Annotated in this window: 21 protein-coding genes; 8 read left to right on the plus strand and 13 right to left on the minus strand. The window is 71.7% G+C overall.

The window, feature by feature from the left end:
• Nucleotides 1–65: 65 nt before the first annotated feature.
• On the minus strand, nt 66–1,451 hold the full coding sequence (locus ABZ795_RS17050) for a cellulase family glycosylhydrolase (protein ID WP_357531040.1): 1,386 nt from the start codon (nt 1,449–1,451) through the stop codon (nt 66–68).
• Between the two features lie 358 nt (nt 1,452–1,809).
• Between ABZ795_RS17050 and ABZ795_RS17055 the strand changes: the two genes are divergently transcribed.
• Together ABZ795_RS17055 and ABZ795_RS17060 are read left to right on the plus strand one after the other, a co-directional pair.
• Nucleotides 1,810–2,772, plus strand: a complete 963-nt coding sequence (locus tag ABZ795_RS17055; RefSeq protein WP_327021993.1) for a TIGR03557 family F420-dependent LLM class oxidoreductase — start codon at nt 1,810–1,812, stop codon at nt 2,770–2,772.
• A 114-nt stretch (nt 2,773–2,886) separates the two neighbouring features.
• A complete protein-coding gene (locus ABZ795_RS17060; RefSeq protein ID WP_357531041.1) occupies nt 2,887–3,027 on the plus strand; it encodes a hypothetical protein in 141 nt (46 codons plus the stop codon).
• Nucleotides 3,028–3,159: 132 nt separating this feature from the next.
• Here ABZ795_RS17060 and ABZ795_RS17065 read toward each other — a convergent pair whose 3' ends face one another.
• From ABZ795_RS17065 to ABZ795_RS17095, 7 genes are all read right to left on the minus strand, one after another.
• Nucleotides 3,160–3,906, minus strand: coding sequence for a hypothetical protein (locus ABZ795_RS17065; protein ID WP_357531042.1), 747 nt, complete (start codon nt 3,904–3,906; stop codon nt 3,160–3,162).
• Between the two features lie 124 nt (nt 3,907–4,030).
• Entirely contained in the window at nt 4,031–4,807 is a 777-nt protein-coding gene (locus tag ABZ795_RS17070) for an endonuclease/exonuclease/phosphatase family protein (protein ID WP_357531043.1), read from the minus strand.
• A 6-nt stretch (nt 4,808–4,813) separates the two neighbouring features.
• Entirely contained in the window at nt 4,814–6,304 is a 1,491-nt protein-coding gene (locus ABZ795_RS17075; protein WP_357531044.1) for a phosphatase PAP2 family protein, read from the minus strand.
• Between the two features lie 48 nt (nt 6,305–6,352).
• A complete protein-coding gene (locus tag ABZ795_RS17080; protein ID WP_357531045.1) occupies nt 6,353–7,399 on the minus strand; it encodes a YihY/virulence factor BrkB family protein in 1,047 nt (348 codons plus the stop codon).
• A 52-nt stretch (nt 7,400–7,451) separates the two neighbouring features.
• Nucleotides 7,452–8,453 carry a diacylglycerol kinase family protein gene (locus ABZ795_RS17085; RefSeq protein WP_327021999.1) on the minus strand — a complete coding sequence of 334 codons (1,002 nt, stop codon included), beginning with the start codon at nt 8,451–8,453 and terminating at the stop codon, nt 7,452–7,454.
• A 76-nt stretch (nt 8,454–8,529) separates the two neighbouring features.
• Nucleotides 8,530–9,108 (minus strand): Clp protease N-terminal domain-containing protein, encoded by a 579-nt coding sequence (locus ABZ795_RS17090; RefSeq protein ID WP_357531046.1) that lies wholly within the window; start codon nt 9,106–9,108, stop codon nt 8,530–8,532.
• Nucleotides 9,108–9,344, minus strand: coding sequence for an HTH domain-containing protein (locus ABZ795_RS17095; RefSeq protein ID WP_357531047.1), 237 nt, complete (start codon nt 9,342–9,344; stop codon nt 9,108–9,110). The genes ABZ795_RS17090 and ABZ795_RS17095 overlap by 1 nt, the downstream gene beginning before the upstream one ends.
• Before the next feature lie 154 nt (nt 9,345–9,498).
• Between ABZ795_RS17095 and ABZ795_RS17100 the strand changes: the two genes are divergently transcribed.
• The 3 genes from ABZ795_RS17100 to ABZ795_RS17110 all read left to right on the plus strand — a co-directional run bounded on the left by ABZ795_RS17100 (nt 9,499) and on the right by ABZ795_RS17110 (nt 13,735).
• The gene (locus ABZ795_RS17100) at nt 9,499–10,338 is read left to right on the plus strand and encodes a universal stress protein (RefSeq protein ID WP_357531135.1); all 840 of its coding nucleotides are present in this window, start codon (nt 9,499–9,501) and stop codon (nt 10,336–10,338) included.
• Nucleotides 10,339–10,453: 115 nt separating this feature from the next.
• Nucleotides 10,454–12,847, plus strand: a complete 2,394-nt coding sequence (locus ABZ795_RS17105) for a phosphoketolase family protein (protein ID WP_357531048.1) — start codon at nt 10,454–10,456, stop codon at nt 12,845–12,847.
• A 12-nt stretch (nt 12,848–12,859) separates the two neighbouring features.
• The gene (locus tag ABZ795_RS17110; RefSeq protein WP_357531049.1) at nt 12,860–13,735 is read left to right on the plus strand and encodes a universal stress protein; all 876 of its coding nucleotides are present in this window, start codon (nt 12,860–12,862) and stop codon (nt 13,733–13,735) included.
• Nucleotides 13,736–13,762: 27 nt separating this feature from the next.
• Here the strand turns inward: ABZ795_RS17110 and ABZ795_RS17115 are convergent, their stop codons facing one another.
• Nucleotides 13,763–15,640, minus strand: coding sequence for a heavy metal translocating P-type ATPase (locus ABZ795_RS17115; RefSeq protein WP_357531136.1), 1,878 nt, complete (start codon nt 15,638–15,640; stop codon nt 13,763–13,765).
• 224 nt (nt 15,641–15,864) lie between these two features.
• Between ABZ795_RS17115 and ABZ795_RS17120 the strand changes: the two genes are divergently transcribed.
• A complete protein-coding gene (locus tag ABZ795_RS17120) occupies nt 15,865–16,929 on the plus strand; it encodes a nitroreductase (RefSeq protein WP_327022002.1) in 1,065 nt (354 codons plus the stop codon).
• 140 nt (nt 16,930–17,069) lie between these two features.
• Nucleotides 17,070–18,698, plus strand: a complete 1,629-nt coding sequence (locus ABZ795_RS17125) for a GAF domain-containing sensor histidine kinase (protein ID WP_357531137.1) — start codon at nt 17,070–17,072, stop codon at nt 18,696–18,698.
• 29 nt (nt 18,699–18,727) lie between these two features.
• Here ABZ795_RS17125 and ABZ795_RS17130 read toward each other — a convergent pair whose 3' ends face one another.
• Entirely contained in the window at nt 18,728–19,366 is a 639-nt protein-coding gene (locus ABZ795_RS17130) for a response regulator transcription factor (RefSeq protein ID WP_327022003.1), read from the minus strand.
• 265 nt (nt 19,367–19,631) lie between these two features.
• Between ABZ795_RS17130 and ABZ795_RS17135 the strand changes: the two genes are divergently transcribed.
• On the plus strand, nt 19,632–20,609 hold the full coding sequence (locus ABZ795_RS17135; RefSeq protein WP_327022004.1) for a nitroreductase: 978 nt from the start codon (nt 19,632–19,634) through the stop codon (nt 20,607–20,609).
• On the opposite strand, the gene ABZ795_RS17140 is transcribed toward ABZ795_RS17135, so the two are convergent.
• The 3 genes from ABZ795_RS17140 to ABZ795_RS17150 form a co-directional block, all read right to left on the minus strand.
• Nucleotides 20,606–21,607 (minus strand): reductase, encoded by a 1,002-nt coding sequence (locus tag ABZ795_RS17140; RefSeq protein ID WP_357531050.1) that lies wholly within the window; start codon nt 21,605–21,607, stop codon nt 20,606–20,608. The genes ABZ795_RS17135 and ABZ795_RS17140 overlap by 4 nt on opposite strands.
• A gap of 253 nt (nt 21,608–21,860) precedes the next feature.
• Entirely contained in the window at nt 21,861–22,877 is a 1,017-nt protein-coding gene (locus ABZ795_RS17145; protein WP_357531051.1) for a LacI family DNA-binding transcriptional regulator, read from the minus strand.
• 183 nt (nt 22,878–23,060) lie between these two features.
• Nucleotides 23,061–24,080 carry a LacI family DNA-binding transcriptional regulator gene (locus ABZ795_RS17150; protein ID WP_327022007.1) on the minus strand — a complete coding sequence of 340 codons (1,020 nt, stop codon included), beginning with the start codon at nt 24,078–24,080 and terminating at the stop codon, nt 23,061–23,063.

Below are 24,080 nucleotides of genomic sequence, written 5' to 3' on the forward strand. Positions count from 1 at the left end.
GGGCAACCCGGGGGCGACCACGAGCCGCCGGTGGCCGGGTCCGCGCGGACCCGGCCACCGGGTCGTCAGCTGGCGGTGCAGGTCACCGTGGGTACGGAGTTGGTGCCGGCCCAGCCGCCGATGAAGCCGAAGCTGGTGCTGGCGCCGGCACCGAGCCGGCCGTTGTAGTCGACATTGCGGGCGGTCACCGTCGAGCCGCTGGTGCTGACGGTGGCGTTCCACGACTGGGTCACGGACTGGCCGTTGGCGTACGTCCACCGCACCGTCCAGCCGTTGATGGCGTTGGGCCCGGCGGTCACCCGTACGTCACCCTGGAAGCCACCCTGCCACTGGTTGGTGATCGTGTACGTGGCGGTGCAGCCGGAGCCCGGCGACGGCGGCGGGGTGCTCGGCGGGGGCGAGGTGGGTGGCGGCGAGGTGGGCGGCGGAGTGGTCGTGGGCGGGGGCGAGGTGGGCGGCGGGAGGGAGTCGTAGACGCTGGCCTGCCGGGAGGTCTGCCGGATGCCGTTGGTGCCGTTGAACAACCGCTCGCCCCAGGTGGTCAGCTGGTTCGGGTTGAAGTTCGTGGCCATGTCCAGGTACTCGACCCCACCACCGTTGCCGCTCCACGACCAGCCCAGCCAACCGATCCCGTTGGCCTGGGTGTACGACAGGATGGCGTCCTCGTCGGGGTCGCCGTCGGAGTGGTAGTGGCCGAACTCGCCGACCACGATCGGCAGCTGTCGACTGCGGAACCGCCCCAGGTAGTCGCTGATCTCGGCGGCGGTGTCGAAGACCCCGTACATGTGGATGGAGAAGACGATGTTGCGGGCCGGGTCGGCGTTGAACACCGTCGGGGCGGCGTCCCGCATGGTGAAGGACCAGTCCTGACCCCAGTTCGGGCCGTCCACCATGATGGTGTGGGTCAGGCCCCCGTCGCGCAGCCGTCGGATCGCGTTGCTCGTGTCGGTGGCCCAGGAGGAGTAGTTCTGGTTGCCGTACGGCTCGTTGCCGATGTTGACGATCACGAACCGTTCCTGGCCGTTGAGGGCGCTGGCGATGCTGAGCCAGTAGTCGACCGCGCGGTCGAGGCTGACCGCCCCGCTCTGCTCGCCGTAGCCGGTGGTGTCGTGCACCTCCAGCACACAGATCAGCCGGTGGGCCTTGCAGAGCCCGATCACGTTGGTCACGTCCTCGGCGCTGTTGCGGGTCCACCGGTCGCCGCTGGAGAGCACCACTCGGACGGTGTTCGCGCCGAGGGCCTTGATGTCGGCGAAGGACCTGGTCTGGTGGGTGTACCAGGTGTGCGCGTGGTTGACCCCGCGCATGATGAACTCTTGACCGTTGGCGTCGTAGAGCTTGCCGCCGCTGACCGTGAAGCCGGAGGCGGCCTGCGCTGACGGGCCGAAGGCGAACACGGCGGCGACGGTGGCCAACAGGATGGCACCGACGCCCGCGAACAGTTTTCTCATGATCTTCCTCGCATGAGTTCTCTCCCCCGTGCCCAGGGGGTGAATGGGTAGCGGGTGGCGGCTGTAGCCCGGCAGCCGCGTAGCAGGGCCCGGCGAGGCAGACATCAGCGTAGGCCGATGGATGGGTTAAAGCAACCGGTTCAGTACGCATCGCGAACCGCACCGCCCCCGTGACCGCGTACGGGACCGAGCCGTCACGGGGGCGGGCACCCCCACCACAGGGTGCGCGGTAGATCAGCGCCTGAACCGGTTCAGGTCAACGGTAGGCAGGGGGTCGGCAAGCGTCAAGCATCGGCGAGGGTTGGCAGTTCCGGACCGGGGTATCCGGAACGGGCCACCCGGCCCGGAAGGAGACACCATGGTCAACATCGGTTACACCCTGATGTGTGAACAGGCAGGCCCGAAGGAACTGGTCGACTACGCGGTACGGGCCGAGGCGGCCGGTTTCGACCACCTCGTCATGTCCGACCACTACTACCCCTGGCTGGAGTCACAGGGACACTCCCCGTACGCCTGGTCGGTGCTCGGGGCCGTCGCCCACGCCACCTCCCGCGCGGAGCTGATGTCCTTCGTGACCTGCCCGATCCGCCGCTACCACCCTGCGGTGGTGGCGCAGAAGGCCTCGACGATCGGGGTGCTCTCGGACGGACGCTTCACCCTGGGGCTGGGTGCCGGGGAGAACCTCAACGAGCATGTTGTCGGCGCCTGGCCGCACGTGCAGCAGCGGCACGAGATGTTCGAGGAGGCGTTGCAGATCATCCGTCCGCTGCTCTGCGGGGAGACCCTGACCTTCTCCGGCAACCACTACGACGTGCCGGACGCCTACGTCTGGGACCGGCCGGAGGTTCCGGTGCCGATGGCGGTGGCCGCCTCCGGTCGACAGTCCGCCACCCTGGCCGCCGAGTACGGCGACGCCATGGTCGCCACCGACCCCGAGGCCCGCCTGGTGGAGATGTACGAGCAGGCCGGGGGTGCCGGACGACCCCGGTACGGGCAGGTGGCCATCTGCTACGGCCCGGACGAGGCGGAGTGCCGCAAGATCGCCCACGACCAGTTCCGCTGGTTCGGGCTGGGCTGGAAGGTCAACACCGACCTGCCGGACAACGACGCCTTCGAGGCGGCCACCCGCAGCGTCCGCGAGGAGGACGTGGCGGCCGGCATCTCCTGCGGGCCGGACGTGGACAAGCATGTGGAGGCGTTCCGGAAGTTCGTCGACGCCGGGTTCACCCATGTGGCACTGGTCCAGGTCGGCGGGGACAGCCAGCCGATGTTCCTGGAGTGGGCGCAGGACGAACTCCTCCCCCGCCTGCGCGACCTGTGAGCCCGCCGGATCAGCCGTCGACCCGGCAGGACCCAGCGCAGCGGTCGACCCGGCAGGAACCGGTGGAGCGGCGGTCGAGTCGGCAGGGCCTGGCGGGACCGGGCGGCTGCCCTGGTGCCCCAGGCCCGTACCGTTTCGGTGCCGGGCGCGGCACACAACGTCGCCAGCACCGCCCCCCACCAGGTCGCCGACGTCGTTCGGGCCCTGCTCGACGAGCGCGATCATGACCGACTCGCCCCCCTGAAGAACGGGTGAACCCCATGCGTATCGGCAACACGGAGATCCGACCCGCCGGCGGCGGCCTCGGCTGCCTTCTGATGATCCTCGTTTCGGTCGTCGCCTCGATCGTGCTGACCGTACTGCTCAATCTGGTCCTCTGAGCGCCGCTCAGCGCAGCAGGCCGAGGGCGTACAGGGTCTCGCGGATCTCCCGCCCGACCGGCTCCAGGACTCTGGTCCGCAGCCAGCGGGCCGGCGCCACCACGGTGAATCGCCAGACGGCGCGGATCGCCCGGCCCACCGGCACCACGAGGTGCCGCCACAGCCAGCGGGCCCCCAGCCAGAGTGGACGCAGGGTCACCGCCCAGCACCACCACAGGATCCGGCCGGAGGCCCACCAGGCCCAGGACAGCCCGGCGCCCAGGTACCCGCCCAGGACCACCAGCCACCGGCCCACCTGCCGCAGGGCCGGGGTGAGTACCCGGACCAGCCAGGTCACCGGCACCCACACCAGGTAGTACAACGGCACCACGAGCAGGGTGTGGAACAGCCAGGCCAGTCCGCGCCCACACCAGCGCAGCGGGGGCCACAGGGCGTTGTGCCACAACCAGACCAGCGGCAACCAGATCAGGGTCTGCCACAGCCACAGTGCGGCACGGCCCAGCCATTGCAGCGGAATCCAGATCAGATGCTGCAACAACCACCCGAGTGGACGCAGCACCCACTGGTCCAGGAACCGGCCGATCGGGGCCAGCACCCAGCGGTACAGTCCTCTGCCGGCGGCCGTCAGCAGCTCCCAGGCCAGCCGGAACGGCAGCACCACCACCAGCGCCACGCCCCGCACGAGGACCCCCAGCACGGAGGGGCCATCGTCGCCGTTGTCGCTGCGCCGCATCGGCGACGAGGAATCGATCACAGCCGGCCACCCTAACCCCCGCCCCCAACCCCCACCATCCCTCCAACACCCAAGCCCGGGTTGATCAAGAAGTTTTGGTCACGACACGCCGACCCGGCAGACCAAACCTCTTGATCAACGGGGTTCAGAGCCCGGCGGTCAGGGAGAGGGTGGCCAGGAGGGGGTGGTGGTCGGATGCCTGGTGGGTTTCCGGGGTGCGGAGGACCTCGACCGTGTGCAGGCGGGTGGCCAGGGCGGGGGTGGCCAGCAGGTAGTCCAGGCGCATGTCGGAGAACTCGGCGCCGCCGTAGCCGGTGGGCACGGTGGGGCCGGCGTTCGCGGCCAGGTCGACCAGGCCGGCGGCGAGCAGCCGGGCCACCGCCCGGGTGTCCGGGGTCAGACCGTCGGAGCGCAGGTGCCGGCGACGGTACGCCTGCGGCAGCCGGGCGATCCGCTCGACGTGTTCGGCGTACGGGTCAAGGGTGTTCAGGTCACCGGCGAGCAGGGCCAGGCCGTCGCGGGTCCGGCGCAGGGCGGCGGCCAGCCATCCGGCCTCGACCAGCCGGCGTCGAGGCGAGTACGGGTGCAGGTGGGTGCCGAGCACGGTCAACGGGCCGGCGTCCGTGCCGATCGTGACCCGCTGCGCGGCGTGGTGAAACGGGCGGCGTACCGGTGCCACGGCCAGCACCGGCCAGTCGGGCCGGACCAGCACCCCGACCGGTTGCCCGAACCAGGTGCCGGCCCGGTACGCCCGCAGACCCACCCGGTTGGCGAAGGTCGGCAGGTCCAGTCCGCGCAGCTCCTGCAGGGCCAGCACGTCCGGGCGGGCTTCGGCGATCACCCGCAGCAAGACCTCGTGCCGATCCGGGCCACCGGAGTCCCGACCCCCGTTGCGGATGTTCCAGGTGACCACGCGCAGCACGGCGGCTCAGTTCGCCCGACCGGCCTTGGCCAACTCGTCGTCGAGGGTGTCGACCTCTTCCGACTCGATCGTCGGCTGGTTGCCTTCGTGGACGTCCTCGTTGGGGCGCAGCACCCAGTAGAGCAGCCCGATCCAGGTGGCGGTGAGCAGGATCGCCCCCATGAAGTCGGTCGGGTGGTGCATGCCCCGGTACATCCGGGAGATGGCCACCCCGACCGGCATCACCACCGCCAGCGCCACGAAGATCCACCGCCACCACCGGTCGGTACGCGGGAAGACGATGACCGCGATGGCCACCCACAGGCACAGCGTGGCCGCGATGTGGCCGGAGGGGAAGGAGGAGGTGGGCATCGGCCCGTCCAGGTTCTCCACCGGCGGGCGCGGACGGTCCACCGCGGCGGCGGTGGCCAGGAAGAGGGTCAGCTCGCCGAACATCACCAACGCCACGAACAGCACCGGTCGCCAGCGCCGCCAGATGGCCAGCACCAGGGGACAGAAGACCATCGAGACCAGCAGGATGGCGTGGGTGTCCCCGAACTTGCTCCACCACCAGCTCAGGTCGTTGAGGGCCGGGGTGTGCCGCTGCGCGAACCAGGTCGGCACCACCTCGTCCCAGGTGCCGAGGAAGGTGTCCTTGGCGTGGTAGCTGACGAACATGCCGAAGGCGTACAGGGCACCGAAGATCAGCACCCAGCCGACGATGATCTCGGCGATGCCGGCGCGGGCGTGCGGCAGCAGCTTCTCCTCGTCCGGGGCGGGCGCCACCTCGTGCGCCGCCTCCGGTTCCAGCCCTTCGGTCAGCGGGGCCACCGGCCGTCCCCGTTCCAGCCGCCACAGCCGGAAGGCGTACGCGGTGACGCCCAGCCAGGCCGCGCCGAGTAGCCAGGCACCGATCACATCGGAGAGGAAGTGCACACCGAGCGCGACCCGGGTGAAGCCGATCAGGAAGACCACCAGGCCGACCAGGGCCACCACCGCCCGACGCCAGCGCGGGGCCACCGCGGGCAGGAAGACCAGCAGCAGGGCACCGTAGGCGACCATCGACCCCAGGGCGTGGCCGCTGGGAAAGCTCTGTCCGGCGTACGACCCGATCGGGGTGTCCACCTCGGGGCGCAACCGGTCCACCAGGGTCTTGAGGGTCGGGTCGAGGATCAGGGCACCGGCACCGGTGACGATCACGAAGACCGCCAGCCGACCCTGTCGCCGGATCAGCAAGCCCACCACCGCGACGGTGACCAGCCAGATGATGACCGGTCTACCCCCGAGGTCGGTGATCGCGTTGAGCACCGTGACCAGGGGGCCGATCGGCGACACCTGGTCGTTGAGCCACTGCGCCACCCCGTGGTCGACGTCGTACAGCGGAGACCACCGCACGCGGACCAGCACCAGCATCAACCCGAAACCGACCCCGGCACCGAGTACGAGCGCCAAGCCGGCGAGCGTACGTTCGGTGAAGTGCCCCAAGGGCCGACGCACCACGTCCCTGACCGCGCCCACGCCCAGCCTCCTTCGTCTTCTGGCGTGCCGCAGTACCCGGTCGATCTGTCAGGTACACCCCTGGGTCGGCGCGTCGGGCCGCGCGGTGCTCAACTCCCCCGGGCCGGACAGCTCGCCACCCTGGGCCTCCGGCTGCCACAGGTCCGGCTGGGCGGGTTCCGGCACCCCGATGCGTACCGCCTCCAACTGGGCGGCGAAGGCCAGCCCTCCGAACAGCGCCATGCCGGTGAGGTTGGCCCACAGCAGCAGCGCCATGATCCCGGTCAGCGCCCCGTAGGTCTGTCCGAAGTCCGCGCTGAACCGGACGTACCCGGCGAGCAGCAGACTGGCCAGCCACCACAGCACGGTGGCGGTACCGGCACCGAAGAACAACCAGGACAGGCCCGGTTGGTGGCGGCGGGGGGCGTGTCGGAACAGCACCGCCACGGCGAGCACGGTCAGCCCCAGGCTGAGCGGATAGCGGACCACATCCCAGCCGGCGCCGGCCACCTTTCCCCAGGCGTAGTGCCGCTGCACCGAGTCCCCCATCGGCCCACCGCCGACCAGGATCAGGAACCCGACCAGGGCCGGCAGACCGGCGGTGACGGCGAGGACGGCCGCGCGCAGGTACTTGCGGAGCGCCGGGCGGTCCCGTTCCACACCGTAGATCCGGTTGGCGCCGCGCTCTATCTGCGCCATCGTGCTGGTCAACGCCACCAGGCCGGTCATCAGACCCAGGGTGAGCGCCACCTCGCCGATGTCCTCGGCCCGTTCGGCGCCGGCACCGCTGCCGTCGCCGAGCAGCTCGGCGACCACCTGCTCGCTGGCCCCGGGGGTCAACGCCAGCACGGTGTCGGCGACCACCTCACCGCCCACGGCCGCACCCAGCTCGGCGATCAGCCCGGTCAAGGCGATCAGGAACGGCACCACGGCCAGGCAGAGCTGGAAGGCGAAGGCCCGGGAGTGGCTGAACCCGTCCCCGTACCGGAACCGGGTGAAGGCGTCGCGCAGCAGGTGCCAGCCGCCCTCCCGACGCAGGGTCTGCCAGGCGTGGTCGGCGCAGAGCTGCTCGTCGGACATCAGCCGGGTCTCCGGCACCAACTTGGTGCTACTCACCGCAGGCGACTCTCACTCGCGACCACGGGGCTCGCAGGCTCACTCCTCGCGCTCACCGGTGGCCCTTTTCGACGAGTCGTTCACCTCGCTCGGCGGCGGCGGAGGCGTCCTCGGTGAGGTCCGGCGCCTGCTCCGGCCGGGGTACGCACAACCACAGCGCCCGCCGGTGGATCTGGGCCCGCAGGGTGCTCCCCGGCTCGATCAGGTCGCCGTCCAGCTCCCGGGGCTGGGCCCGGTTGCTGGTGATCTCGACCCGTCGGGCCCGGAACTCCTCCATCCGGGGCACCCGGTCCCGGCGGCGCAGCACCCCCCAGCCGAGGGCCAGCCAGTGCCGCAGGTTACGCGGGCTGAGCACGGCGATGTCGAAGTAGCCGTCGTCCGGTGCGGCGTCGGTGAGCAGGGTGACCCCGCCCTGGAGCCGACCCACGTTGGCTACCAGCACCGAGCGGACCCGGCGGGTGATCGGGGGCTGGTCGTCCAACCGGATGGACACCCGCATCGGCCGGTCCCGCAGGTGCCGCATCGCCCCCACCACGTACGCCGGCCAGCCGATCCGCCGTTTGGTGGTCTCGCTGGTGGCGGCGAGCATCTGCGCGTCGAAGCCCATGCCGGCCATCACCGCGAAGTGCTGCCCGTCCACCTCTCCGACGTCGAGCAGCCGCCGTCCGCGTTCCACGGCCACCGCCAGCCCGGCGGCCAGGTCGGTGGAGAGGCCCAGGTTGGCCGCGAGCAGGTTGCCGGTGCCCTGGGGCAGTACGGCCAGCGCCACCTCGGTGCCGACCAGGGCACTGACGCAGGCGCGTACGGTGCCGTCCCCGCCGCAGGCGAAGACCACCTCGGCACCGGCGGCGAGGGCCTGTTCGGTCTGTCCCCGGCCGGGGTCCTCGACGGTGGTCTCGTACCACAGCGGCGCGGGCCATCCGGCGGCGGCGAGAGTGTCCTCGACGGTGTGGCGCAGCGCGTCGAGGTCTTCCACCTTCACCGGGTTGACCACCACCGCGCTGCGCGGCGACCGCGCCTGCTCTCCAGCTTCCACGGCGCCAGTGTGCGGCATGGTACGAGGTTCGGCGACCCGACGCCGCGTGGGCAGATTCACCCGCGGCGGAGGGTTTCAGATCGCGCGGAACCGGTCAGGCGGCGGTGCGCAGGGCGGCCTCCACCCGTCGGCGGAGATCGTCCAGGTCGACCCCGGCCTCGGCGAGGACCAGCGCACCCAGCCCGCCGCCCTCGCGGAGCAGGCCGAGCAGGATGTGTTCGGTGCCGATGTGCCGGTGCCGCAGACGCATCGCCTCGCGCAGGGACAACTCCAGCACCTTCTTGGCACGGGGTGAGAAGGTGCCGCCGATCCACTGGCCACGACCCCACCGGCGGCGTGGCGGTGGTACGGCCTCCCGCAGCGCGTCGGGTCCGAAGGACTCCTCGATCCGGGCCACGATGGCGGCCAGGTCGATGCCGATCTCACGGAGCGCGACCGCGTCGGCCTCGGCCAGGCCGGTGCCGCTGGTCTCCGTGTGACGACGGAGGCGCTCGCGCAGGTCCTCGGGGGTCACCCCGGCCTCGCCGAGCACCCGGACGGCCAGGCTGTCGCCGTCGGCCAGCAGGGCCAGCAGCAGGTGCTCGGTGTCGACGGGTCGTTGACCCTCGACCCGGGCCTCGTCGCGGGCCTGGCGCACCAGAGTTCGGGCACGATCGGTGAACCGTTCGAACATCACGCCTCCCGGGAGGGTTCGACCGCCGGTCGCCCGGCGTGCTTCTTGTGGACCGCCTGCCGACTGACCTCGAGGGCGTCGGCGATCTCCTGCCAGGACCAGCCCTGGCGGCGGGCGTTGTCCACCTGGATCACCTCAAGCCGTTCGAGGAGCCGACGCAGTGCGCGGACCGCCCGCAGGCCGACCCGGGGGTCGGTGCTGCCGGCCGCGGCCGCGAGTTCCGTCGCCTGACTCATGCTGTCAACTTACATTGACAGAACCGCCTGCGTCAACCGAAGTTGACGACCAGTATTCCGATCACCCTCCCTGACGGCATCGCCACGACTAGCCTCAGACGCAGGTCAGCACGACAGGGGGTGAGGTCCGATGGCCTCAGCCAGCGAGGCACCGATGCCGGCCGACAACCGAGCCGGCGACGCACCCGTGCTGGCCGGTATCGGCCCGCAGGACGCCCTGCCGGTGGCTCGGGTGGCCGCCAAGGTGGCCGCCGCGCAGCGTCGGGACGTACATCTGCTGCACGCCTTCAACTGGGCCGCGATGGAGGGGCCGGCGGTCTCCGGTTCCCGGGCCGACGCGGAGCGGCTGATCTCCGAGGCCACCGAGGCGATCCGGCTCAGCGAGCCCGACGTGGCCCTCAGCACCGAGATCGTCGAGGGCTCGGCGGTGGCGAATCTGGTCCGCAGGTCCGAGTCGGCGTTCCTGGTGGCCGTGGGCGACGGGGGGATGGCCCACTGCGCCCGCTGCATCCCGGCGGACAGCCCGGCCGTGCAGGTGGCCGCCCGGGCAGACTGCCCGGTGCTGGTCGTCCGACGCGAACCGCCACCGAAGGGCCCGGTGCTGGTCGGGGTGGACGGGTCGCCCGCCGCCGAGATCGCGCTGGCCTGGGCCTTCACCGCCGCCGCGGATCTGGGGGCCCGACTGCTGGCCATCCGGGTGGTCGAGCGACAGTCCGAGATCGAGGCGACCACCAGCCTGCTGCGCGAACTGGTGGGCCGGGTGGGCGCCGGCCGTCCGCAGACCCCGGCCGAATGTCATGTCGTCTGCGGGGATCCCGGCTCCGTCCTGATCGACCAGTCCCGCTCGGCGCAGCTGACGGTGGTCTCCGCGCGCGGCGACCAGCCCTGGCGCGGCATGCTCGGCGCGGTCAGTCAGGCGGTGCTCTACCACGCCCCCTCGCCGGTGATCGTGGTGCGGGGGCTGACCCGTGCACCGGTCATCGGTGGGCCATGACACCCGGGCCGCCGGGACCATTGGCCCTGATCCACCCCCGCCGATATCGACAGACTCAAGGAGTAACGCCCGTTGCGGATGCAGAATCCGCCGAGCAGGGAGAGGCTCAACCATTATGGACACGGCCCTGAACCTAGAGAGCACCCTGACCGATGAGGAGTTGCGCCGGCTGGACGCCTACTGGCGGGCGGCCAACTACCTGACGGTGGGTCAGATCTACCTGCTCGACAATCCGCTGCTGCGCGAGCCGTTGGCTCCCGAACACGTCAAGCCCCGGCTGCTCGGCCACTGGGGCACCTCCCCCGGCCTGAACCTGATCTACGCCCACCTGAACCGGGTGATCGTGGCTCGGGACCTGTCCGCGATCTACATCACCGGCCCCGGACACGGCGGTCCGGCCCTGGTCGCGAACAGCTGGCTGGAAGGCACCTGGAGCGAGCGGTATCACGGCATCGACCGCGACGAGGTCGGCATGGCCCGGCTGTTCCGCCAGTTCTCCTTCCCCGGCGGCATCCCCAGCCATGTGGCCGCGGAGGTGCCGGGTTCGATCCACGAGGGCGGCGAGCTGGGGTACGCCCTGAGCCACGCCTACGGCGCGGCCTTCGACAACCCGGATCTGCTGGTCGCCTGCGTGATCGGCGACGGGGAGGCCGAGACCGGCCCGCTGTCCGGCAGTTGGCTGTCCAACGTGTTCCTGAACCCGGCCCGCGACGGAGCGGTGCTGCCCATCCTGCACCTCAACGGGTACAAGATCGCCAACCCGACCGTGCTGGACCGGATTCCCGAGTCCGACCTGCTGGACATGATGCGTGGCTTCGGCTATCAGCCGTACGTGGTGGCCGGTGACGAGCCCACGGCGGTGCACGAGTTGCTGGCCGCCACCTTCGACCGGGTCCTCGACGAGATCGCGGAGATCCAGCAGCAGGCCCGCTCCGGCGCTACCGTGGAGCGTCCCCGCTGGCCGATGATCGTGCTGCGTACCCCGAAGGGCTGGACCGGCCCGAGTGAGGTCGACGGCAAGCAGGTCGAGGGGACCTTCCGCGCCCACCAGGTCCCGCTGTCGCAGGTGCGGACGAACCCGGGACAGCTGGCCGAGCTGGAGCGCTGGCTGCGCAGCTACCGGCCGGAGGAGTTGTTCGACGCCACCGGCTCCCCGGTTCGGGATCTGGTCACGCTGCCCCCCTCGGGTGACCGCCGGATGAGCGCCAACCCGGTCACCAACGGCGGACAGGTGCTGCGTGACCTGAAGCTGCCGGACTTCCGCGACTACGCCGTCGAGGTGCCCCGACCGGGCGCTACGGCCAGCGGGGCCACCGGCGAGCTGGGCAAGTGGATCCGCGACGTGCTCGTCGCCAACCCGCAGAACTTCCGCCTGTTCGGCCCGGACGAGGTGGCCTCCAACCGGCTCCAGGCGGCCTTCGAGGTCACCGACCGGGCCTGGATGGCCGGCACCGTCCCCGGCGACGACCACCTCTCCCCGGACGGGCGGGTGATGGAGGTCCTCTCCGAGCACCTGTGCCAGGGCTGGCTGGAGGGCTACCTGCTGACCGGCCGACACGGCATCTTCACCAGCTACGAGGCCTTCATCCACATCGTCGACTCGATGGTCAACCAGCACGCCAAGTGGCTGAAGGTCACCCGGGGCATCCCCTGGCGGATGCCGGTGGCGTCGCTGAACTACCTGCTGTCCAGCCACGTCTGGCGGCAGGACCACAACGGCTTCTCCCACCAGGACCCGGGCTTCATCGACCATGTGGTGAACAAGAAGGCCGAGGTGGTCCGGGTCTACCTGCCGCCGGACGCCAACACCCTGCTGTCCACGATGGACCATTGCCTGCGCAGTCGGCACTACATCAACGTGGTGGTGGCCGGTAAGCAGCCCGCACCCAACTGGCTGAGCATGACCGAGGCCATCCAGCACTGCCGCCGGGGCCTGGGCATCTGGGACTGGGCCAGCACGGACGACGACAGCGAACCGGACGTCGTGCTCGCCTGCGCCGGTGACGTGCCGACCCTGGAGACCCTGGCCGCGGCCGACCTGCTGCGCCAGCACCTGCCGGAGCTGAAGGTCCGGGTGATCAACGTGGTGGACCTGATGCGGTTGCAGCCACCCTCGGAGCACCCGCACGGGTTGCCGGACTCGGAGTTCGACACCCTGTTCACCCGCGACAAGCCGATCATCTTCGCCTACCACGGCTACCCGTGGCTGATCCACCGGCTCAGCTACCGGCGCACCAACCACCGCAACCTGCACGTGCGCGGGTACAAGGAGGAGGGCACCACCACCACTCCGTTCGACATGGTGATGCTCAACGACCTGGACCGCTTCCACCTGGTGATCGACGTGATCGACCGGGTGCCCGGGTTGGCCTCCCGCGCCGCCCACCTGCGCCAGAAGATGACCGACGCCCGGCAATCCTGCCGCGACTACACCCGGCAGTACGGCGAGGACGACCCCCGGGTCGCCGAGTGGCGCTGGGTCCGCGAAACCGACCCGACCAACCGGTAGGGAGTGATCATCGTGAGCGACGAGCAGATCGTGGTGGGCTACGACGGCTCACCGGACGCGGCGGTGGCCCTCGAGTGGGCGCTGGGACAGGCCCACCGGGACGGCCGGCCGATACGGCTGGCGTACGTCTTCGAATGGTTGACCGTGGCCGGTTGGATCGGGCCCGGCATGACCCCGGGGATGTGGCCGGACGAGCAGGCCCGGCAGGAGGTCGAGGAGTTGGTACGCAAGGCGGCGGCCGAGGCCGCTGCCGCGCACCCCGACCTGACGATCAGCGGTGAGGTGCTCGACGGGCCACCCGCCCTGGTGCTGGAGGAGTGCTCCACCGGGGCCGGCCTGGTCGTGCTGGGCAGCCGGGGGCACGGCGGCTTCACCGGCCTGCTGGCCGGCTCCACCGCCGTCAGTGTCACCGCCCACGCCCACTGCCCGGTGGTGGTGGTCCGTCAGGAGACCGCCGGTGCGGGCCGGGAGGGACATGTCGCGGTCGGGGTGGACGGCTCGGAGCAGTCCCTGCTGGCCCTGGGGTTCGCCGTCGAGCAGGCGGCCCTGCGCCAGGTGCCGCTGCACGTCGTGCGGGCCTGGCAGCCCGGACGGGAGCAGTGGCACCTGCGCGGCGAGCAGGCCCGCGAGGCGGCGCTGGCCGCGCATCGCGCCGATCTGGACGAGCCCCTGGCCCGCTGGCAGGCGGCCTTCCCGAACGTCGAGGTGACCGTGGAGGCGGTGGCCGCCGCACCCGCCGGGCTGCTGATCGAGGCCAGCCGCAACGCGCAGCTCATGGTGGTCGGTTGCCGGGGCCGGGGCGGGCTACGCGGCATGTTGCTCGGCTCGGTCAGTCAGCAGCTCATCCAACACGCCCACTGCCCGGTAGCGGTGGTCCGGGAACGCTGAGCGATTCCTTCGCCTCCCCGCCGGCGCTCAGGCCGACGGGGAGGCGGAGGCGCGCAGACCCCCGTGCAGGGCCCGCAGGGCGTTGAGGATCACCAGCACGTCGATGCCCTCCTGAAGGAAGGCACCGGCCACCGGGGGCAGGTAGCCGACCGCCGCGACCGCCATCGCGCACACCGCCAGGCCCATGCCGACCGTGGCGCTCTGCACGGCGATCCGGCGGGCGTACCGGGCGATCTCCACCGCGTCGGCCAGGGGATCCAGCCGGTCGACCGTGAGCACGGCGTCGGCCACGTCCGCGGAGGCGCTGGCCCCGGTGGCCCCCATGGCCACCCCGACATGGGCCTGTGCCAACGCCGGTGCGTCGTTGACCCCGTCGCCGACCATCACGGTCACCGCCCGATCGGCCTCGGCCTGCACCCGGGCGACCTTCTCCTGCGGGGTGCAGTGGGCCACCACGTCGTCGACCCCCACCTCCTCGGCCACCCGCCGGGCGGCGTCCGGCCGGTCGCCGGTGACCATCACGATCCGGGTCAGGCCGGCGGTGCGCAGCCGGTCCACCACCCGGCGGGCGTCCGGGCGGACCGGGTCGGCCAGCAGGATCGCGCCGATCGGCCCGGTCTCGTCGGTGACCCAGACCGCGGACTGTCCCGGTTCCGTCAGCCGGGCCCGGGCCCAGGGTGGGGGGTCCCCGGCCAGTTGCCCTACCCGGATGCGCCGCCCGTCGACCCGGCCCTGCACCCCCCTGCCCGCCTCCTCGGTCACCTCGGTCGGCATGGTCAGCCGCAGTCCCCGGTCACGGGCCTGGTCCACCAGGGCCGCGGCCAGCACGTGGGGGGACAACTGCTCCACCGAGGCGGCCAGTCGCAACACCTCCTCGGGGTCCCCGCCGGGGGCCACCAGGGTCTCGGCCACCCGGGGACGACCGACCGTCAGAGTGCCGGTCTTGTCCACCAGCAGGGTCCGCGCCCGGCCCAGCAACTCCAGGGACCCCCCGTCGCGGACCAGCACCCCCCGGCGGGCCACCCGGGACAGCCCGGAGACGATGGCGATCGGGGTGGCCAGCAGCAGCGGGCAGGGGGTCGCCACCACCAGCACGGCCACCGCCCGGACGACATCACCGGAGACCACCCAGCCCAGACCGGCCAGCAGGAGGGTGAAGGGTACGAAGGCCGCGGCGTACCGGTCGGCCAGGCGTACGGTCGGCGCCTTGCGGGCGGTGGCCTCCTCGGCCAGCCGGACGATGCCGGCGTAGGTGCTGCGGGCAGCGCTCTCGGTGGCCCGCAGTCCGAAGGCGGCACCGGCGTTGACGACCCCACTGGCCACCGCCGCCCCGATCCCCTTCTCGACGAGCCGGGACTCCCCGGTGACGACGGATTCGTCCAGGGTCGCGGGTTCCTCCGTCACCCCGTCGACGGCGACCACGTCCCCGGGGCCGACCAGCAGCCGGTCCCCCACCGCCACCCGGTCCACCGGCACCACCTCGATACCCCCCTCGGGGGTGCGCCGTCGGGCGGTGCGGGGGGCCCGTTCCAGCAGGGCCCGCAGGTCCCGGGTGGCCCGCCGCTGTGCGTACGCCTCCAGGGTCCGCCCGGTGGCCACCATCACCGCGATCACCGCACCGGCCAGGTACTCCCCCACCCCCAGGGCACCGCCCAGCGCCAGGACCGCGATCACGTCCACCCCGAACCGGCGCCGCAACAGGTCACGCAGTACGGAGACGGCTGCGGGCAGCAGGGCGACCAGGGTGACTCCCGCCCACACCAGGTCGGCGGCACCGGTACGCCCGGCCAACCGCAACCCGACCCCGACCAGCACCAGCGCGGTCAGACCGGTCAGCGGTGCCCACAACCCCCAGTGCAGGCCGTGCCGACCGGAGCGACGCGGTCCGGCCGGGTGCTCCGGCAGGCATTCCCCTGGACCGCGCTCCGGCTCGCCGGCCTGCGACTGCACTCCCACCAGCGGATCGTCCCAACCCGGGGACCCCGATGTCGGTCACTTCCGCCCCGCGGGGCACCCAAAGTCGGCTGCCGCCACCGTCGACGGGCCGCCGAGGCCGGGCAGAATCGGGGCCGGAGTGCCCCTGCCGAGGGGCCCATCCGGCCGTGCGGACGACCGAGGTGTGGCCCAGGATGAACGAGACCCGCCCCACAGCCGTACCCGGGTGCGGCACGATGGGGACATACGGAAAGGTCGTGACGATGAGCCAGCAGACCCCGGCTACCCGCCCGTTGACCACCGCCCTGGTGGAGGCCGCCGCGATGGCCGGCCACGCGCCGTCGGTGCACAACACCCAACCCTGGCGTTGGCGGGTACTGCCGGAGGCGTTGGAGCTGCGGGTGGTCCGCGACCGCCAGCCGACCGCCACCGACCCCACCGGCCAATTGGTCACCCTCAGCTGCGGTGCCGCCCTGCATCACGCGCGGCTGGCGTTGGCCGCCGAGGGTTGGACCGCCCAGGTGTACCGGCTGCCCGATCCGGAGGAGCCGGACCTGCTGGCCCGGCTGACCACGCCGCAGCCCTCCGGAGCCGACCCGGAAGCCATGCACATGGTGCAGTGCATGCAGGTGCGGCACACCGACCGGCGGCCGGTCAGCGAGGAGCCGGTGAGCGAGCAGGCCCTGTCCGCGATCGCTTCGGCGGCCGCCGCCGAGGGGGTCCACCTGGAGATCCTCGACCGGGACCAGGTGCTGCAACTGGCCGCCGCGGCCTCGCACGCCGCCGCGGTCGAGTCGGAGGACTCCGCGCTGCGGGAGGAACTGGACTACTGGACCAGCCGCGCCGGTGGCAGCGGACTTCCCCCGGAGGTGCTGCTGGAGCAGCCCGCCCAGACCACCGTGCCGGGCAGGGACTTCGGCCGCCCCGGCGCCCTGCCGGGCGGTCCGGGTCACGACCGGGCGGCCTCCTACGGGGTGCTGTACGGAGACGAGGACAATCCCCTCAGTTGGCTGCGCGCCGGGGAGGCGCTCTCCGCGGCCTGGTTGCACGCCACCCGGCTGGGAGTGTCCGTGGTGCCGTTGAGCGGGGTGGTGGAGGTCGGCGGCACCCGACAGATCCTGCGACAGGTGCTGGCCGGTTTCGGTCACCCGTACCTCGCCCTGCGGCTGGGGGTGGCCGACCCGGAACACGCCGGCCCCCCGCACACCCCCCGGCTGCCCCGGGAACAGGTGGTGGACACCTCCGCTCTGGAAGGGTGATCAACACGGGCGTTCTGTCCCGGCGGTGCGCCGGATAGCATCGCCTGGTGACTCTCGGTGCCCCGAACCCACGCCACGAGCCCCCCTCCCTCGGGCTAAGTCCGCTGTCCCGGGTCCACCTCGACGAACTGCTCCAGGAGATGCTGGACCGGGTCGGCGAGGTGGTGACCAGCCGGGAACGGCTGCGCGCCCTGCTGGACGCGGTGGTCGGCATCGGCACCGACCTGGATCTGCACAGCACCCTGCTACGGATCGTGCAGTCGGCCTGTGAGCTGGCCGGCGCCCGGTACGGGGCCCTCGGGGTGATCGGGGCGGACCGGACCCTGCACGACTTCATCACCCACGGCATCTCCCCGGAACTGCACGCCAAGATCGGTGACCTGCCGCACGGCCGGGGGGTGCTCGGCCTGCTGATCGACGATCCGAAGCCGCTGCGGATGCCGGACATCACCCAGCACCCCCACTCGTACGGCTTCCCGCCGCACCATCCCCCGATGCACACCTTCCTGGGGGTGCCGATCCGCATCCGGGACCAGGTCTTCGGCAACCTCTACCTGGCCGAGAAGCAGGGCGGCGCCCAGTTCACCGAGGACGACGAGGAGATCGTCGTGGCGCTGGCCGCGGCGGCCGGGGTGGCGATCGAGAACGCCCGGCTGTACGCCCTGGCCAACCGGCGGGAACGCTGGCTGTCCGCCACCGCCGAGATCACCTCCCTGCTGCTCGGTGAGGTACGCCGTACCGACGCCCTGACCCTGGTGGCCCGCCGGGCCCGGGAGGTCGCCGAGGCCGAGCTGGCCCTGGTGCTGCTCTACGACGACATGGCCGAGCACTTCACCGTGGAGGTCGTCGACGGTGCCGGCGACCAGGCCCGCGCGCTGGTCGGCACGGTGCTGCCGGCCGAGGACACCAGCTTCGCCGGCCCGGTCACCGAGGGCCGGCACACCTCCGTGGAGGACCTGGCCCACGCCGCGCCCTGGCCGGCGGTGCTGCACACCGGCCCGGCCGTGATCTCGCCGCTGGCCACCGCCGACACCCTGCACGGGGTGCTGGTGATCGCGCACAGCGTCGACCACGACGGGGCCACCGACGACGACGTGGTGCTGCTGGGCAGCTTCGCCGGGCAGGCCGCCCTGGCCATGGAACGGGCCCGGGGGCAGGAGGAACGGGAACAGCTTGTGGTCCTGGAGGACCGCGAACGCATCGCCCGGGACCTGCACGACGTGGTCATCCAGCGGTTGTTCGCCACCGGCCTGCAGTTGCAGAGCGCGGTGCCGTTGGCCGGCCGTCCGGAGCTGGCCAAGCGGATCAACGCGGCGGTCGACGACCTGGACGCCACCATCAAGGACATCCGGCGCACCATCTTCGAGCTGCGCAGCCCGGTGAGTGCGGCGCTGCGTACCGAGATCCGTGAGGCCGTCGAGGCGGCCGCCGAATCCCTGGGCTTCCGCCCTCGGCTGGAGCTGGTCGGGCCGATCGACAGCGCCGTGCCCGACCCGGTCCGTCCCGAACTCACCGCCGTGCTGCGGGAGGCCCTCTCCAACGCCGTACGCCACGCCCAGGCCTCGGCCGTGTCGGTGACCGTGAGTGTGGACGCCACCCGGGTCACTGTCAGCGTCGCCGACAACGGGGTCGGGTGCGACCCGACGGCCGCCCGGGGCGGCCTGGTCAACCTGCGTGAACGCGCCGAACGCCACGGCGGGACCTTCGAGGTACGCCCGGCCGAGCCGCAGGGCACCGAGCTGTACTGGTCGATCCCCCTGCGGGACTGACCAGCGCAGCTCACCCTGCCGGGGCCGGGCTAGGTGCTCTTGCCGAGCAGGCGGGTGGCCAGCACGGCGGCCTGGGTGCGCCGCTCCAGGCCCAGCTTGGCCAGCACGCTGGAGACGTAGTTCTTGACCGTCTTCTCGGCCAGGAACATCTTGCCGGCGATCTCCCGGTTGGTCAGCCCCTCGGCCACGTACTCCAGGATCCGCCGCTCCTGCTCGGTGAGGGCCTGCAACTCGCGGGGTTGTTCCACCCCGCTGCGGATGCGGTCCAGCACCCGGGTGGTGATCGCCGGGTCGAGCAGCGACTGACCGGCCGCCACCCGGCGTACCGCGTCTACCAGGTCGGTGCCGCGGATCTGCTTGAGCACGTAGCCGGAGGCCCCGGCCATGATCGCGGCGAACAGGGCCTCGTCGTCCTCGTACGAGGTCAGGATCAGCCCCTTGATCGAGGAGTCCACCGCCCGGATGTCCCGGCACACGTCGATGCCGTTGCCGTCGGGCAGCCGGGCGTCGAGGATCGCCACGTCCGGCCGCAGCGCGGGAATCCGGCGGGCCGCCTCCTGCGCGGAACCGGACTCACCAACCACCTCAATGTCGCCACTTGCCTGCAGCAGGTCGGCGAGGCCACGACGGACGACCTCATGGTCGTCGAGCAAGAACACCCGGATCATCCCCCGTTTCTACCCCGCCCACCCCACCCCCCGCACGGGCCAAAGGTCCCAACCCTCCCCCTCAACCCTGTTGATCAAGAGGTTCGCGTCCGCGTACGCCCGGATCCAGACCGAAACCTCTTGATCAACGCCGAGGGCCGGGGGCCATGGGAGATGCGGGCAAGGGTGGGCGGGGGTCCTGGGGGTTCGGGACGTGTGGCCCTGCTCTCAAGGGGTGGTGAGGGCGCACCGTGGATGTAACGGGTGAGTGTGAGGGGGTACGACCATGGAAAACGGCTACACGGTCGAACAGTTGCGGACCGCCGCCATCGACGCGATCCGCGCGCCGTCCCTGCACAACGTCCAGCCGTGGCGGTTCCGGCTCCGTGATGGTGCCATCGAGGTCCTGATCGACCCGGCCCGCCGGCTGCCCGCCACCGACCCCAGCGGCTGGGGTGCCCGCCTAGCCGCCGGAGCGGCCCTGTTCAACCTGCGACTGGCCCTGGCGGTGGCCGGTACCCCGGCGACGGTACGGCTGCGGCCGTACCCCTCGGAGCCGGACGTCGTGGCCCGACTGGTGCCGGATGTGCCCCGCCGACCCACCCCCGCCGAGCAGAACCTGCACGCGGCCATCCCCCGCCGGTTCAGCAACCGGGCCCCGTTCTGGCCCGACCCCGTACCGGCCGACGCCCGTTGGCGGCTCGGCGACGCGGCCCGTGCCGAGCACTGCTGGCTGGAGTTGCTGATCGGGGTCAGTGCGGTCAACGCCTTCGCCGAGATCGCGCACAGCGCCAACCGGGTCCTCGAACGCGACCCGGCCTACCGGGCGGAACGGCAGGCCTGGATTCGCCGCGAGCACGCCCCCGACGGGGTACCGGTCACCGCCGGCGGCCCGCTGGCCGAGCCGCAGGACCTGCTGCCGGCCCGGGACTTCGGCGACCGACACCGACCCCCCGGCCGCGACTTCGAACCCGAGCCCCTGGTAGCGGTGCTCGGCTCCCCCGGCAACACCGCGGTCGACCAGGTCATCGCCGGTCAGGCGATGCAGCGGGTGCTGCTCACCGCCACCGACGCCGGCCTGTCGGTGTCCATGCTGTCCCAGCCGGTCGAGGTGCCCTCGGCCCGCGAGCAGCTACGGGTGTCGCTGGGACGCTTCGGCGCCCCCCAGATGGTGATGCGGGTCGGGTACGGCCAGCCCGGCTGGCCCACCCCTCGCCGGGAGGTCGACGAGGTGCTGGACCTGCCCGTACACCACCACGCCTAGCCGGGCAGGGTGGCGAGCAGTGCGGCCTCCCGGTACGGGTCCAGACCGACCGGTGGCCGGGGCGGCCGACCGGCCCGGGACGGCACCTGGCCGACCCCGCGCAGCCAGGACCAGGTGTCGGCCACCGTCTCGGTCAGGGGTCGGCAGCGCAGCCCGTCGGCGTACGCGCGGGTGACGTCCTTCTGCTGAAGCCACCGCCATTCATGGTTCGGTGGAATCCAGATCGGCAGGTCGTTCCAGGGCACCACCCCGGCGGCGAGGATCCGTTCCGGGTCGACCCAGCGCAGCCGGGCGTCTGCACCGGTGGCGTCGAGACAGGCGGCCAGCAGTTCACCGAAGGTGGCCGACCCGGGCCGGCCGACCACGTTGACGGGGCCACCACGCCGGGCCGCCCCGGAGTCCAGCAGGTAGGCCGCCAGGTCCCGGACGTCGATGTACTGCACCGGCAGGTCGGCGGGACCGGGTGCCAGCACCTCGCCGCCGCGGGCGATGCGGCCAAGCCACCACGGCAGCCGACCGATGTCCTCGCCCGGGCCCAGGATCAGCCCGGCCCGGGCCAGCAACACCCGGTCGCCCAACACCTCCCGCAGGGCCCGCTCGGCCCCGGCCTTCAGCTGCGGGTAGTCACCTTCGGTGGCCTCCGGGTCGGCCTCGACCACCGGGTCCCCCTCGGTCACCCCGGCCGGCACCGGCGGGGCGTAGACGGAGCCGCTGGAGACGTAGACGTAGTGGCCGATCCGACCGGTCAGCAGCCGCGCCACCTGCCCTGCGGCCCTGGGCGCACCATCCCAGGTGTCGACGACCACGTCCCACTCGCCGTCGGCGAGCGCGCCCAGGCCGTCCGGGGTCAGGCGGTCACCCACGAGACGTCGTACGCCGACCGGAGGAGCCCCGTGCCGCCCCCGGTTGAACACCGTGACCGACCAGCCGCGATCGAGGGCCTCGGAGACAGTTGCCCCGCCCACGAATCCCGTTCCACCCAGCATCAGCAGTCGCATACGCCCCACCCTGCACCTGCTCGGGGAGGGACAGAAGCCCGGTTCACCGTCAGCAGATCTGCCGACAGCAGAACGAAGGTGCCCGCGCCGGCCGGACGATCAGTTGTCCGGTCGACGCGGGCCAGGTTCGGCGGTGCCGCGGGCACGGCGGGCGACCACCTGATCACTTCGTTCGCAGAACGGGTGACCAGTTCCATCGTGGGCGGTGACCGATACTCCGGTCAACAGCTTCCGGAAAATTATCGGTAAACTCCTATGTCACCGGGGCGGCACTGTCCCGGATGACGAGTTCCGTGGCCAACTCCACCCGAGGGCTCTCCACCCGCTCCCCCTTGGCCAACCGCAGCACCGTACGGGCGGCCAGCATCCCCATCTCGCTCAACGGCTGACGCACCGTGGTCAACGGAGGCGAGCACCACCGCACCTCCGGCAGGTCGTCGAAGCCGACCACGCTGACATCGTCCGGAATCCGCAGCCCCCGCTGCCGTACGGCCTCGTAGACCCCCAGAGCCATCTGGTCGCTGGAGGCGAAGATCGCGGTCGGCGGATCCGCCAACCCCAGCAGTCGCCCGCCGCCGACGAACCCGGCCTCGTGGTAGAAGTCGCCCGGGCAGACGAGGGTCTCGTCGAAGGTGAGTCCGGCGGCCTCCAGGGCGGCCCGGTAGCCGTCCATCCGGGCCCGACTGCACATCAACTGCGGCGGCCCGGCGATGAACCCGATCCGCCGATGCCCCAGACCGATGAGATACTCCGTGGCGCGCAGGCCACCGGCCCAGTTGGCGGCACCGATCGTCGGCGCCTCCTGGGCCGGCAGCCCGTCCGCGTCAACGATCACCACAGGGATGTTGAGCCGACGCAACTCGGCCTGTAGCGGCGGCTCGACCATGGAGGTCACGAAGATGACCCCCTCGGTGCCGCGCCGCCGCATGCCGTCGAGCCACTGTTCGGCGGAGGTGTTCTGGCGGTGGATGGCGGAGACCACCGTGCCCACCCCGGCGGCGTGGGCCACATCCTCCACCCCACGAATGATCTCCACCGCCCACGGACTGTCCAGATCGTTGAACACCAGATCCACCAGACCCGAACTGGCCCGCATACTCGGCGGCCGACGCCGATACCCATGCCGCGACAGCAACTCCTCCACCCGCTGACGCGTCTGCGGAGCCACATCCGAACGACCATTGATCACCCGCGACACCGTCGGCACCGACACCCCGGCCAGGTCTGCGATAACGGAGATGGTCACCTTGCGGGTTTCTCTGGCGGCCACAGCACTCCCAACCGGTACGGCGACAGCCCGCGCGGCGACGAGGAGCGGCCGGGACGGGCGGCCGGCTGCCCTCCTTACCCTAGTGCTGAGAAATTCCAGCCGCCTACCGGTAATTGGTGCAATTCACATTCGCCCAGCGGTCATCGCCGGAGCACCTGTCGGGGCCGTGCGGGAGCGTGTTGATCAGCCCTTCGGGGCGGCCGCGCTGTCCCGGATGACCAGTTCGGTGGCCAACTCCACCCGAGGGCTCTCCACCTTCTCCCCCTTGGCCAACCGCAGCACCGTACGGGCGGCCAGCATCCCCATCTGGGCCAGCGGCTGACGGACCGTGGTCAACGGAGGCGAGCACCACCGCACCTCCGGCAGGTCGTCGAAGCCGACCACGCTGACGTCGCCGGGCATCCGCAGCCCTCGCTGCCGTACGGCCTCGTAGACCCCGAGGGCCATCTGGTCGCTGGAGGCGAAGATGGCCGTCGGCGGATCCGCCAGGGCCAGCAGCCGCGACCCGCCGGCGAACCCGGCTTCGTGGTAGAAGTTGCCCGGCTGGATCAGCCGGTCGTCGATGGGCAGTCCGGCGGCCTCCAGGGCGGCCCGGTAGCCGTCCATTCGGGCCCGACTGCACATCAACTGCGGCAGTCCGGCGATGAACCCGATCCGCCGGTGCCCCAGACCGATCAGGTACTCCGTGGCCCGCAGACTGCCCGCCCAGTTCGTGGCGCCGATGGTCGGTGCGTCCTGGGAGGGAACACCGGCCGGGTCGACGATCACCACAGGGATGTTGAGCCGACGCAACTCGGCCTGCTGCGGGGGCTCAAGGGTGGAGGTCACGAAGATGACCCCCTCGGTGGAGCGGGTCCGGATGTTGTCCAGCCACTGCTTCGCCGAGGAGGTACGCCGGTGGATGGCGGAGACCACCGTGCCCACCCCGGCGGCGTGGGCCACATCCTCCACCCCACGAATGATCTCCACCGCCCACGGACTGTCCAGATCGTTGAACACCAGATCCACCAGACCCGAACTGGCCCGCATACTCGGCGGCCGACGCCGATACCCATGCCGCGACAGCAACTCCTCCACCCGCTGACGCGTCTGCGGAGCCACATCCGAACGACCATTGATCACCCGCGACACCGTCGGCACCGACACCCCGGCCAGGCGGGCGATCGCCGCGATGGTCACCGTGCGGTTGTCGTTGACACCCAC

The organism is Micromonospora sp. NPDC047134 (assembly GCF_040643455.1).
In the GTDB taxonomy this organism is placed as follows: Bacteria; Actinomycetota; Actinomycetes; order Mycobacteriales; family Micromonosporaceae; genus Micromonospora.